The following is a 12011-nucleotide window of genomic DNA, read 5'->3' as shown; positions in this document are numbered from 1 at the left end:
ATGAGATGTTTATGATTCCTTGTAAAAGGGGGTCATGGTATCCCAAAAATCAGGTTCACTGCACCCGATGCAGGGATGACCCGCCTGGATGGGGAAGCTTGTGGCATCATTAAATTTTGCAATAGGACAATTATTATAGGTTTCAGGACCCTTGCATCCCATCTCATAGAGACAATACCCGAGTTCCGCTTCCTTGGAGCCAAATTCTGTGACAAAATTTCCCGCTTCATAGTGTTTGAGCCGGGGGCAATTGTCATGGACAGTCTCTCCATACGCAAACATGGGTCTGCCCAGGTCATCGAGTTCAATGGTTTCCTTGTTGAGATATTTGACAATGGTGGCCAGAAGATTGAGCGGATTGGTGGGGCAGCCGGGCAGGTTGATGGGGCTTATCCCCAGGGCATCGCCAACGCCTTTATATCCGCCGGGGTTGGGGCTTGCGGCTGCTACTCCGCCGTAGGCGGCACAGGTGCCCAGGGCCAGGGTCACCGCGGCTTTGGGGATAACTTCCCGGGCGATTTCCAGAAAGGTTTTTCCGGCAACCTTGCCATAGGCACCGTTGTAATTTGTGGCAATGGCCCCCTCCACCACACAGACAAACTGGCCCTTGTATTTTTCAACGGCATTGTGGAGGTTTTCTTCTGCCTGATATCCCGAGGCAGCCATGAGGGTTTCATGGTATTCCACGGAAATGGTTTCCAAGATAATGGCCCCCACGTCCGGTGTTCTTAAAAAGGCTTCGGAACATCCGGTGCATTCTGCAAAATGGAGCCATATAACGGGTGGCCGGGGACCTGCTGCTGCCTTTTCAATCTGCTCTGCCACCTGGCCCACGCAGGAATAGGTCAGTCCCATGGATGCTGTCAGCGCCGTACAATACTTGAGGAAATCCCTTCGGGAGACCCCTTTTTTTTCCAGATTTTCATAAAATTCTGATGTTTTGTCGGTTTTCATCTCACCTCCATAAATGTGATTATGATTTCATATCATAATTATCCTAACCCTTTTAATAGAGCGGAGAGGAAGTTGAGATCAAATTGATTTTTCTGATTAAAAAATTAAAATATATCGGATATCTCTATGGGCAAAGAAGCCTCGGGGCAGGGTATAAAAATTTTCCATGACAATTACAAACATTATAAAAATTATCAATTTGTTAATCGGTTCATTTTTTTATAATTATATGGGCCAATGGAACTGACAATAGACCCAAGGAAATTTTTATAAAATGAAATGCTTTCCCCGAAGACACTGAGTGTCGTGTGAGTGCCCGGCCCGTGCAAGGCTGGTGCAAGCTATTTTGGGGAGATTATTTTGAATGTATCTTAACCGATAGGTGATTCCCCCCATAACCCCGGGCGTTGGGAAAATATTTTCCCGAGCCCCTGGAGGAAATTAATATATGCTGGATACATTAAAGATTGTTTATAAGAATGACGGGATCGCAGAGCAGGTAAAGGCCCTGATCCCGGATGGTAATTTAACAGCCTGCCTGACGTGCGGCGCCTGTGCAAGCGGATGTCCTGCCACAGGTCTCCATGATATGGATCCTAGAAAATTTATTCGTATGGCTATTTTCGGTATGGACCAAGAGCTGGAACGTCACCCCTGGGTGTGGTCGTGCACCATGTGCCAACGCTGTTATGATGTCTGCCCCATGTCCATCAATATTCCCCAGCTCGTCTTTTATCTGCGCTCCCTCTGGCCCCGCGAAGAGCGTCCCAAGGGGATTTTAGGCTCCTGTGATCACCATATTAATTCCCACGGTGGGGCCATGGGGGTTCCCTTTGAGGATTTCAAGTTCACAGTAGAAGACCTGGCTGAAGAATGCCGGGAAGAGCAGGAGGGCTTTGAGGATCTGACCGTGGCTATTGACCGTGAAGGCGCCTATTTTGCCTTGAACCAGAATTCCCGTGAACCGGTGACAGAACCCGATGAGCTCCTGCCCTTGTGGAAGATCCTGCACAAAGTAGGTGCCGACTGGACCTATTATTCCGAGTATTGGGGCGGTGAAAATTATTGCATGTTCCTGGCCGATGATGAATCCTGGGAAAAGATTGTCCGTGCCCAGGCAGAACATATTGATAAACTGGGGTGCAAGGTGTTCATCAATACCGAATGCGGCCATTCGTTTTTTGCGGTGTGGTCCGGTCTGCAGCGCTTCAATATTCCCCACAATTTCGAATTTAAACACATTGTCGAATATTATGCCCAATGGATTAAAGAAGGCAAGCTTCGTGTCAATTCCGACTGGAACACGACAAATATCAAATTCACGGCCCAGGATCCCTGCAATGTGGTCAGAAAATCCTTGGGAGATAAATTTGCAGATGACCTGCGCTATGTGGTCAAACAGGTGGTGGGAGAAGACAATTTTGTGGACATGGTCCCCAATAGATCCAATAACTATTGCTGCGGTGGTGGCGGTGGCGCTCTCCAGGCAGGCTTCACAGAGGAGAGGCGACAATACGGCCGGACCAAACTTGACCAGATCTTGGCCACCGGCGCCACCTATGTGGTCACTCCCTGTCATAATTGCCATGCCCAGATAGAGGACCTGTCCCATCACTACAAGGCCGGTTACCATACCGTGCATTTGTGGACCCTGATCTGCCTTTCCATGGGGATTCTGGGTGAAAACGAACGGACATACCTGGGGCCGGATCTGGCCGAGTACGGACTATAATGAATCAAAAAAGGAGAACAGATGATAAATGTAAGTAAAACAGCCCAGGAACAGGTCAAAGCGTATTTTGAAGGCAAAAAAGTCCAGCCAGTGAGAATTTTTCTCAACAACGGGGGATGTGGCGGGCCCAGCCTGGCCATGGCCCTGGATGAAAAAAAAGAGGATGATGCCGTGTTCACCCATGGCGGTGTGGCGTATATCATGGAGAAAACCCTTTTTGAAAAAGCCAAGCCCGTTAAGGTGGACTATTCAGGCATGGGCTTTAACCTTAGTTCCAGCCTGGAATTGAGTTCCGGTTGCAGTTCCTGCGGCAGCACCGGATCCTGCTGCGAATAAGCTGGAGAGACACAATATGCCGAAACAGATACATGTTTCTCCCAAAGTGGAACGACAATTGGCTGTACTTGAACGGCAGGGAACCACCCGTTCCATAGCAGCACAAAGGGTCAGGCGCATCATTGATGCCCTGATTCATGGAGACAGCCCGGCCAGTGCCGGGCTGCTCAAAAAGAAAAGCGACAGGCGGGTAAGAAATTGCCTTAAGTTTGATCTTGGCGCCGGGTTCCGCCTGATCTGTGTCAGTGAAAGGGAAAATATTTATATTCTTTTTGTCGGCGATCATGACAGCTCTGATAATTGGCTGGACAATTATAGCAAGAAAAAACCCCATAAAACCGAACTTGAAATGAATACCTACATTGTTGACAAACAATGCGCCCAGATGTCGGGAACGCCAACTCCCATGAAAAATATGTTTGAGGACCCGGGTTTTTTCCGGATAACACAGGAGGAGTTACGACGGGTTTTTAAGGGATTGGTTGGGTAAATTTATCTGTTTCAGGGGAACAGGGGCTGTTAAATTTTGGAAATCAGAGAGGGAGGGGCAGGCAGAGAAAAAGAACAAATGAGTATCGCAGCGGCAGTCCGAGGCCCCGAATCCCTTGGCCGGAAGGCTTCCCCCCAGATCAAAAAAGTGTTTGGCCCATTGGCATTCAAGCTTTACAGGGCTTGTCGTATACCAGACACGGGTCACTGCCGCAAGTGTTGACAGATAGTCAATATGCCAGCGGCATTTTTTTTCCTGTTTAACATGACGTCCTACCCGGGCTGCCAGGCCGCCGGGGCCAAAGGCGGAGCCCGTATAAACATACCAGCCAGGAGTAAAGGAGAACCTTCCCAGTTTTCCGACTTGGATTTTTCTGAGGGTTTTGTTTTCAAGGATCAGGGCATAGGTGCCCGGGCAATTTTCCATGCTGTTTTTCCAGTTTGTAATTTTTAAGGGGCCCGTTTATAGGGGATCAGGGCCGGGTTTTAAGAAGCTTGGCTGCATCCCGAACACGGGATGCGGCCAGCATTTTTTTTGCATAGCCGGCAGCTTCTTCCAGGGAAAGCGCCATTATGTTTTTTTGAACCGAGGGCAGAAACTGGGGGTCCACGCTCAGGGTGCGGATGCCCACTCCCAAAAGGAAGGGGATATAATCCGGGTCATGGGCCATTTCTCCGCAGACCGATACATCAATGCCATTGCGATTGGCTGCTTTGACAATGGTGTCAATGCCGCGGTTGACTGCCGGATGATAGGGAATATAATGATCTGCCACCAGTTTGTTGGCCCGGTCCGCCCCCATCATATACTGGATCAAATCATTGGTGCCGATGGCAAAAAAGTCGGCTATTTCTGCGAATTCATCGATGGTGCAAAGGACCGAGGGCAGTTCGATCATCATGCCCACGGAAAGGCTGTCATTGTGGTCGATCCCTTCTTGTTCAAGATCCAGGGCGCAATCTGACACAATTTGTCTGGATTCCAGGAATTCATCAATGGAGGAAATCAAGGGAAACATGAGGCGAATATTTTCTTTCCCGTGGGCGGCCCGTAAAATTGCCCGTATCTGGGTTTGAAAAACTTCCTTGTGCTTGAGTGAAAACCGAATGGACCGAAGCCCAAGCTCCGGGTTTGCTTCCTTTTTATACCCGGAATAGGACAGGGTTTTTTCTCCGCCGGCATCCAGGGTTCTTACCGTTGTAAGGCCACCTTCCATCTGGTCAAATAATTGTTTGTAGATCATAAACTGCTCGGCTTCAGAAGGAAAACCAGTACGGATTAAAAAGGGAAATTCCGTTCGGTAGAGACCTACCCCTTCTGCTTTGAGCTTTTTTGCCAGGCTGATTTCGCTGAGCAGGTTTATGTTTGCCAGCAAGGTTATCTGTTGTTTGTCCCGGCTGAAGGTTTGGCTTTCCATGGCCTGGGTTTTGACCTGTTTTTCTACCTGGTGTTTGGTTTTAAACAGCTCAAGTGTTTCCCTGTCCGGGTTTAAATAAATATTGCCCTGGGCAGCATCCAGCAGTAGAATCGTTTCCAATGGAAGGTTCAGTAATCGCGGATCATCGGCAATGATCAGGGGTATCTGAAGGGACCTGGACAGAATGGTCACATGGGAGGTGGCCCCACCTCCCACAAGGATGATCCCTTTAATACCGTCGGCCACAAGTTTGAGAATGTCCGATGGATAGATCTCCGTTGCAACGGCAATACTGCCTTTTCCTGTCTTTTTTCGGGTGGTTGCGTCCTGGAAGTTGGATAGGATCCGTATGCTTAAATCTTCCACGTCAACGGCTTTTTCCCGCATATAGGCCTGGGGGCTTGCGGAAAACAGGTCAATATATTTCCGGGCAATCTTTTTTACAGCGCCAATTGGGTGAACGCCCTCTTCAATGAGTTGTGCCATTCGGCCGGTAAAATTTTTATCTTTTAAAATCATAAAATGGGCGGTAAAAATCAGGGAAGCGCTTTCCGGCAGTCGTTGTGCAAATCTTTTCTGGAGGGATTTTAGTTCCTGGGAAGTTTTGTCAATGGCAGCTGTAAAATCTGATCGTGTGAACAGACCGTTTGACGGATTGGGTCCGTATAACAGGGTTTTTCTGTTCTGGTTTGGCATGAGGATCCGGCCTGATGCAGAGCCGGTTCCGCCGGGTTCCCCTTTAATAAAGAGGGGCAGGCCCGGCTGAGCTGTATGGGTTTTTTCCGGCCCCAGTGCCATGAGGAACCGTGCATTGTCTATGGCCCCGGCCAATTGGGTCATGGCGGTTCTCAGGGCCCTTTCATCAAACAGGGTAAAATGGTCCAGTTTCCTGTGCTGGACAGCCAATACGCCTATTTTTTCCACACCGCTGCGTATGGGTACGCATAGGAACGAATTAAAGGGGTCTTCACCGGCATTATCAAAGTATTTAAACCCAGGGTTTTGGGGTGCATTGCCTTCCCGGATGATGGCATCTCGTTCAAAACACTGGCCCACAAGACCTTCCCCTGGGGTCATTGTAACGGTATCCACAGCTTCTGGTTTCAGGCCCTGGGTGGCCTTGAGAACCAGACGATTTTCCATGGGTTCAAACAGGTAAATGGAGCAGACATGGGCTTTCAGGTGCCGGGCAACCAGATGGGTGGTACTGGTCAAGAAGGTTTCGATATCCGAATTTTTTGTGACAATGGCGGTCAGCTCCCCCATGTCGCATAACAGGTTTAAATGGTCTGGTTCTCTAATATTCATTGTGTGTGATCCGGTTTATTCCATTGATATTGGGCAGCTTTCACTGGGATTATTGGTTTTTAAATTGAACCGACGGCCGGGGTGCGGTATTGACGGTCAAATTAAAAACATCGGGTCTGGCATAATGGCCAATTACATCAAAATCAAGTTTTGCCTTTGTAAGATCGTCCCTGTTCAGGTCGGCATATAAAATACCCTCCCTCCCGAACAGAGGACCGGCCAGGATTTCCCCCATGGGGGAGATGATCACGCTGCCTCCCCGGCACATGGTATCGGGCTGGTCCTCAATCTCTTCAATGGTTGCCAGGTGGGGGGGATAGTCTTTTTTTTCTACATATTGATTGCACCCCAATACAAAACATCGACCTTCAAGGGCAATATGCTGCAGTGTGGACTGCCAGGTATCCCGGGAATCTGCAGTGGGGGCCAGATAAAATTCAATTCCCTGGCCATACATGGCCATGCGGGCCATGGGCATATAATTTTCCCAGCAGATCAGGCCGCCAATTTTACCTAGGGGGGTGCTAAATACCGGCAGGGTGCTGCCGTCACCTTCTCCCCATATGAGGCGTTCGGAAGCGGTGGGTTTAAGTTTTCTGTGCTTGCCGAGAAACCGGCCGTCGGGTCCGAAATAGAGCATGGAGCAATAAAGGGTGCCGGTATCCAGATTCCCGTCTCGTTCAATCACACCGATACACACATGGGCCTTGGCATCCTTGGCTGCCTTTCCAAGCGTATCCACATCCGGACCGGGGACGACAATGGCATTGTCAGAATAGGTTTTCCACAGGTCACGTCCTGCATCATTTCGACTGCCCACCTTCATGCCGAATCCAAAACCTCTGGGGTAGGCCGGGATAAAGGCCTCTGGCAGCAAGATCAGATCGGCTTTGGCTGAGGCTCTGATCAGGTCGCAGGCTTTTTTAATTGTTTTTGCAAGATCAAACAGGACAGGGGTGGCCTGAACAACAGCAGCGGTGACAATATCCATGGTTTCTCCAATTTGTTTTAAAAATCAGAATGTAACCATAAACAGACAGATATTCAATGGTAATTTATTGTTTTTTGCGGGTCGGCCCCATGGGGGCGGTAATTTTTAGGCAAGGTCAGGCCGAATAATAAAAAAGGCTGTCGGCAAGAAAACTGCCGACAGCCCAAAAAAAAAGAAGCTGATTCTTTAATTTATTTTTCTAATGTTTAGCTGGGGAACATGGTATCCTCAATGTCAACCGCCACTGAACTTGTGTTCATTAAAGCTGCAAACCGGCCCAAGGTGATGGGCAATTGGGTCTCCACATAAAATTGGAGAGATTTGATAATGCCCTGGTAAAAGGGGATGTCTTTCTTCTTGGCTTTTGCAAGTTTCTGGGCAGCCACAGTGGCTCTCCAGAGCAGCATCCATGCCATGGTGGTATCCCCTGTGGCATCCTGGAAGGGAAGGGCATTGGCAAAGGCTGCAAGGGCCTTTTCAGACATGGCGGTCTGGCCCATGTGAATGGCCACCTCCGCCAGCTTGTTCATTGCCTCTTCCACCTTGGCTGCTGGTTCTGCCAGTTCGGGGATTTCCTTGGCATCGGCCACTGTTTTCTGCATTTTGCCAAAGAGATCCATGATGGGTTTACCCTTGTTCATGCCCAGTTTTCGGCCCAGCAGATCCATGGCCTGGATACCGTTGGTTCCTTCGTAAATCATGGTGATCCGGCAGTCCCGAAGAAGCTGTGCCATGGGATATTCTTCGATGAAACCATAGCCGCCATATACCTGCATGCCATGGCTGCAGACCTCAAAAGCCCGGTCCGTGACGTAGCCCTTGGCAATGGGTGTCAACACTTCAACGATTCCCTTGTATGTATCTCTTTCCTCCTGGGTTTCTGCCACCTTTGCCATGTCTAAACAATACATGGAAAAATAGAGAAGGGACCTGATGCCTTCCACATTGACCTTCATCATCATGAGTTGACGCCGGACATCGGGATGACGCAAGATGGAAACGGACTTTGCATCGGGGTTCATGAACTGGGTAAGATCCTTGCCCTGAATTCTGTTCCTGGCATAGTCCAGGGCGTACATATAGGCAGTGGTGGCACAGGCAAATCCCTGGAACCCCACCAGAAGCCTGGCGTCATTCATCATCAGGAACATGGCTTTCATGCCCTTGTTTTCTTCACCCAAAAGGGTACCGATGCAATTGCCCTTGGAACCCAGGGAAAGGGAACAGGTGCTGTTACCGTGGATTCCCATCTTATGTTCAATTCCGGTGCAGATGACATCATTGAATTCACCCAGGGTGCCATCATCTTTTACCCTGAATTTGGGTACCAGAAAAAGCGAAATTCCTTTGGTGCCCTCGGGTGCCCCTTCGATCCTTGCCAGAACCGGGTGGATGATATTTTCCGTCAGGTCATGCTCTCCACCGGAAATAAAGATTTTTTCCCCGGTGATGGTGTAGGTGCCGTCTCCATTTGGAACAGCTTTGGTGGTCAGGGCACCCACGTCGGAGCCGGCTCCAGGTTCAGTCAGGAGCATGGTGCCGGTCCATTTGCCCGTATACATATTTTTTAGAAAGACGTCTTTTTGTTCCTGGGTACCGAAATGTTCTACCAGGTGTCCGGCTCCCTGGGTTAGCCCTGGATACATCATAAAGGGGTAGTTGGCCCCGTTGAAATATTCAGCAGCTGCTGAGGCAACGGTTTTGGGCATTCCCTGGCCGCCCCATTCCGGGGATTCCGTGGGTGCCAGCCATTCGCCTTCATTGAACAGGTCAAACAGGCGTTTGAAGGAATCCGGGGTGGTCACTTGTCCGTTTTCAAGGGTGCAGCCCTGTTCATCCCCTTCTTTGCTGGTGGGCAGTAATTCTTTGACGGCAAAGTTTCTTGCTTCTGAAATGACCAGGTCAATGGTCTTTTTATTGAAATCTGCGAAATCCTCATGGATTTTTGACAGATTTTCTGCCTCAAGCTGCTCGTGCAGCACAAATTCGATATCCCTGCGGTCAGAAATTACCTGTGCCATCTTAAATTGTCCTCCTGTTGATTTTGTTGCGTATTGTTCTGGTTATCGTTTGCTTGGGTTTAAATGAATAAGCCCTCATTGAAAAAACCAACATAACGCTTGTTTTGTTTTGTAAAAAATACATGATAAAAAATATATTATTTATAATAAAAATAGGTATTTGTATCTTTAAATTTATTTAATTGTCCTTTTGACTCTCCCTAAATCATAAAATGAATATAAATTCATTACATTAAATCTTAAAATAGTCAACGATTTTTTTTACAAAGCCGACATAGTTTTGTATACAGTGTTTATGGAAAAAATATTAATATCTGCCTGTCTCTTGGGTGACATTGTCCGTTATGACGGACGTCAAAAAAAAATGGACCATGTCCTGCTTCAATGCTGGGAAGCCCAAGGCCGGTTCGTCCGGTTTTGTCCTGAAACGGCAGGTGGTCTGAAAACCCCACGGCCTCCCGGGGAAATTGTCAATGGAGATGGGAAGGATGTTCTTGCGCACAGGGCATGGGTTCGGACATCCACAGGAGAGGATGTCACCCCTCAGTTTATCCGGGGGGCCGCCATGGCACTTGACCTGGTCAAGACCCACGCGATAAAAATGGCTATTTTAAAGGCAAATAGTCCTTCCTGTGGCTCTGATTTTATATATGATGGCACCTTTGAAAACAGATTGACTGCTGGGATGGGCGTGACAACGGCGGTATTGAGGAAGAATGGAATTCTTGTTTTTTCGGAATATGAAATTGAAGCGGCTTCATTTTTGTTAAAATCAAATTTTTAGTTTTTATAAATTCTAATCCGTTAACAAAATTTTTCCGCATGGTGGCAGGATACCATCCTTTCTCCTACCAATCTAAGTTCCGGAGCTGTTTCCTTACAGATATCTGTCATATGGGTACACCTCTGATGAAATGTGCAACCCGGCGGCGGGTTTAAAGGAGATGGGATTTCACCTGTCAGTCTGACATGGTGTTTTCTGGCATTTTTATCCACATGGGGAGTTGCTGCAAGCAGTGCCATTGTATAGGGATGGAGCGGATTCTCAAAAATAACATTTTTATCACCCTGTTCCACGGGTCTGCCAAGATACATCACCATGACCTCATCGGAAATCAGCCGCACCACGCTCAAATCGTGGGAGATAAACAGGTAGGCAAGATTCATCTCTTCCTGGAGGTCCATGAGCAGGTTCAAGGCCTGGGCCTGGACCGAGACATCAAGGGCAGACACCGGTTCATCCGCCACGACCAGGGCAGGGTTGAGCATCAATGCCCTGGCAACGGCAATTCGCTGTCGTTGTCCCCCGGAAAACATGTGGGGATACCGTGCATATTGCTCCTTGCTGAGGCCTACTTTTTCCATCATGGCCAAAGATTTTTCCAGCCGTTGGGCCTTTGTCATCTTTGTATTGATTTTAAGGGGTTCTTCTAAAATAGAGCCTACTTTTTTTCTGGGATTTAGAGAGCCGTAGGGATCCTGAAACACAATCTGGACTTTTGACCTCAAGGCTTTCATGGCGTGTGGATCCGAGGTAACCGCATTGATTCCGTCTACTTCGAAATCGCCGGATGTCGGTCGTTCAATCATGGTAATCAGCCGGGCCAGGGTGGATTTTCCACACCCCGATTCTCCAACCACAGAAAACGTTTTTCCCGGTTTGATGCTGAAGGAGGCACCATCCAGAGCTTTTAAGGTTGTAGAAGTTTTAAAAAACATCCCCTCTTGAACCGTGTAATATTTTTTAAGATTTCGAGCTGTTATAATTGTTTTTTCAATCATACTGGGGAACTCCGTTTAACAATGGAAAGTGACACCTGAAAGCGCTATCGCCTTCTTTGGTATAGGAAGGGACCGTGGTTGCGCATTTTTTTTTGGCAAATTTGCACCTGGGGTGGAAAAGACACCCCGTTGGTCTGTCGTATTTTCCAGGGACCAGACCGGGGATGGTGGGAAGTCTTTTCGAATTAACATTCCGTTCGGGCAAAGAGTTTAGTAATGCATCTGTGTAGGGGTGTCTGGGGGCTGTAAAAATATGATCTGCCGTGTTTTTTTCCACCACCTGGCCGGCATACATAACCACCACATCTTCAACGGTTTCAGCTATTACCGCCATGTCATGGGTAATAAGGATCAATGCCATATTATTCTTTTTTTGAAGATCGATCAGCAGGTCAAGGATCTGTGCCTGGATGGTCACGTCCAGGGCGGTTGTGGGTTCGTCTGCAATGAGGAGGGTCGGGTTGCAGGCAATGGCCATGGCAATCATGACCCGTTGGCTGATCCCCCCTGACAACTGGTGGGGAAAGCTTTTTAACCGCTCTTCTGGAGCGGGAATACCCACCTGCTGCAGCAATTCAATGGCCCGCTGGCGTTGTTGTTTTCTTGACCCGCCTTCGTGTATTTTGATGGCTTCGGTCAACTGGAACTCGACGGTAAAACAGGGGTTGAGGCTTGTCATGGGTTCCTGGAAAATCATGGCAATCTCTTTGCCGGTGATTTTTCGTTTCTTTTGCTTTGACAGGCTCAACAGATCATGGTTGTTGAAACAAAGCGTATCTGCTTTAACGATGCCGGGGTAGGGGATTAATCCCATCAGTGCCAGTTGGGTTACACTCTTGCCGGACCCTGATTCCCCAACAATTCCCAGGATTTTTCCCCGGTCCAGGGACAGATCAACATCAACCACGGCCTTGAATCCATCAAAATCAACGGAAAGGTTTTTTATATCTAATACTTGATTCATAAGTTTTTCTCAAAAG

The 12011-nt window shown here is 48.3% G+C and carries 11 protein-coding genes; 4 read left to right on the top strand and 7 right to left on the bottom strand.

The features are described from left to right. Positions 1 to 9: 9 nt before the first annotated feature. On the bottom strand, positions 10 to 954 hold the full coding sequence (locus tag ACZ45G_RS24530; RefSeq protein WP_464173166.1) for a hydrogenase small subunit: 945 nt from the start codon (positions 952 to 954) through the stop codon (positions 10 to 12). Positions 955 to 1402: 448 nt separating this feature from the next. Between ACZ45G_RS24530 and ACZ45G_RS24525 the strand changes: the two genes are divergently transcribed. Genes ACZ45G_RS24525 through ACZ45G_RS24515 form a run of 3 tightly spaced genes read left to right on the top strand, consistent with a single transcriptional unit; the run spans position 1403 to position 3512 of the window. Further along, a complete protein-coding gene (locus ACZ45G_RS24525) occupies positions 1403 to 2686 on the top strand; it encodes a (Fe-S)-binding protein (protein WP_464173165.1) in 1284 nt (427 codons plus the stop codon). Positions 2687 to 2707: 21 nt separating this feature from the next. After that, positions 2708 to 3022, top strand: coding sequence for an IscA/HesB family protein (locus tag ACZ45G_RS24520; protein ID WP_464173163.1), 315 nt, complete (start codon positions 2708 to 2710; stop codon positions 3020 to 3022). Positions 3023 to 3038: 16 nt separating this feature from the next. After that, positions 3039 to 3512 (top strand): hypothetical protein, encoded by a 474-nt coding sequence (locus ACZ45G_RS24515; RefSeq protein WP_464173162.1) that lies wholly within the window; start codon positions 3039 to 3041, stop codon positions 3510 to 3512. Here the strand turns inward: ACZ45G_RS24515 and ACZ45G_RS24510 are convergent. The 4 genes from ACZ45G_RS24510 to ACZ45G_RS24495 all read right to left on the bottom strand — a co-directional run bounded on the left by ACZ45G_RS24510 (position 3480) and on the right by ACZ45G_RS24495 (position 9249). Next, entirely contained in the window at positions 3480 to 3938 is a 459-nt protein-coding gene (locus ACZ45G_RS24510; RefSeq protein ID WP_464173161.1) for a GIY-YIG nuclease family protein, read from the bottom strand. The two genes, ACZ45G_RS24515 and ACZ45G_RS24510, sit on opposite strands and share 33 nt — an antisense overlap. Before the next feature lie 46 nt (positions 3939 to 3984). Further along, on the bottom strand, positions 3985 to 6237 hold the full coding sequence (gene ptsP / locus ACZ45G_RS24505; protein WP_464173160.1) for a phosphoenolpyruvate--protein phosphotransferase: 2253 nt from the start codon (positions 6235 to 6237) through the stop codon (positions 3985 to 3987). 49 nt (positions 6238 to 6286) lie between these two features. Further along, positions 6287 to 7228 (bottom strand): carbon-nitrogen hydrolase family protein, encoded by a 942-nt coding sequence (locus ACZ45G_RS24500; RefSeq protein ID WP_464173159.1) that lies wholly within the window; start codon positions 7226 to 7228, stop codon positions 6287 to 6289. 206 nt (positions 7229 to 7434) lie between these two features. After that, complete coding sequence (locus ACZ45G_RS24495) at positions 7435 to 9249, bottom strand: acyl-CoA dehydrogenase (RefSeq protein WP_464173157.1); 1815 nt, start codon at positions 9247 to 9249, stop codon at positions 7435 to 7437. A gap of 295 nt (positions 9250 to 9544) precedes the next feature. On the opposite strand from ACZ45G_RS24495, the gene ACZ45G_RS24490 reads away from it, so the two are divergent. Continuing rightward, positions 9545 to 10033 carry a 2-thiouracil desulfurase family protein gene (locus ACZ45G_RS24490; RefSeq protein WP_464173155.1) on the top strand — a complete coding sequence of 163 codons (489 nt, stop codon included), beginning with the start codon at positions 9545 to 9547 and terminating at the stop codon, positions 10031 to 10033. Between the two features lie 20 nt (positions 10034 to 10053). Here ACZ45G_RS24490 and ACZ45G_RS24485 read toward each other — a convergent pair whose 3' ends face one another. Both ACZ45G_RS24485 and ACZ45G_RS24480 read right to left on the bottom strand, forming a co-directional pair. Continuing rightward, complete coding sequence (locus ACZ45G_RS24485) at positions 10054 to 11031, bottom strand: dipeptide ABC transporter ATP-binding protein (RefSeq protein WP_464173154.1); 978 nt, start codon at positions 11029 to 11031, stop codon at positions 10054 to 10056. Then, complete coding sequence (locus ACZ45G_RS24480; protein WP_464173153.1) at positions 11024 to 11995, bottom strand: ABC transporter ATP-binding protein; 972 nt, start codon at positions 11993 to 11995, stop codon at positions 11024 to 11026. The genes ACZ45G_RS24485 and ACZ45G_RS24480 overlap by 8 nt, the downstream gene beginning before the upstream one ends. Positions 11996 to 12011 lie beyond the last annotated feature (16 nt).

This window comes from Desulfoconvexum algidum, from assembly GCF_055382125.1.
Note: the sequence above shows the minus strand (reverse complement) of the source record. Positions and strands in the feature narration are given on the sequence as shown.

What these genes read in the sequence shown, in the direction of transcription:
- ACZ45G_RS24485 (WP_464173154.1), bottom strand. Translation starts at nt 11,031, where the DNA reads ATGATTGAAAAAACAATTATAACAGCTCGAAATCTTAAAAAATATTAC.
- ACZ45G_RS24525 (WP_464173165.1), top strand. Translation starts at nt 1,403, where the DNA reads ATGCTGGATACATTAAAGATTGTTTATAAGAATGACGGGATCGCAGAG.
- ptsP (WP_464173160.1), bottom strand. Translation starts at nt 6,237, where the DNA reads ATGAATATTAGAGAACCAGACCATTTAAACCTGTTATGCGACATGGGG.
- ACZ45G_RS24530 (WP_464173166.1), bottom strand. Translation starts at nt 954, where the DNA reads ATGAAAACCGACAAAACATCAGAATTTTATGAAAATCTGGAAAAAAAA.
- ACZ45G_RS24490 (WP_464173155.1), top strand. Translation starts at nt 9,545, where the DNA reads ATGGAAAAAATATTAATATCTGCCTGTCTCTTGGGTGACATTGTCCGT.
- ACZ45G_RS24520 (WP_464173163.1), top strand. Translation starts at nt 2,708, where the DNA reads ATGATAAATGTAAGTAAAACAGCCCAGGAACAGGTCAAAGCGTATTTT.
- ACZ45G_RS24515 (WP_464173162.1), top strand. Translation starts at nt 3,039, where the DNA reads ATGCCGAAACAGATACATGTTTCTCCCAAAGTGGAACGACAATTGGCT.
- ACZ45G_RS24500 (WP_464173159.1), bottom strand. Translation starts at nt 7,228, where the DNA reads ATGGATATTGTCACCGCTGCTGTTGTTCAGGCCACCCCTGTCCTGTTT.
- ACZ45G_RS24510 (WP_464173161.1), bottom strand. Translation starts at nt 3,938, where the DNA reads ATGGAAAATTGCCCGGGCACCTATGCCCTGATCCTTGAAAACAAAACC.
- ACZ45G_RS24480 (WP_464173153.1), bottom strand. Translation starts at nt 11,995, where the DNA reads ATGAATCAAGTATTAGATATAAAAAACCTTTCCGTTGATTTTGATGGA.
- ACZ45G_RS24495 (WP_464173157.1), bottom strand. Translation starts at nt 9,249, where the DNA reads ATGGCACAGGTAATTTCTGACCGCAGGGATATCGAATTTGTGCTGCAC.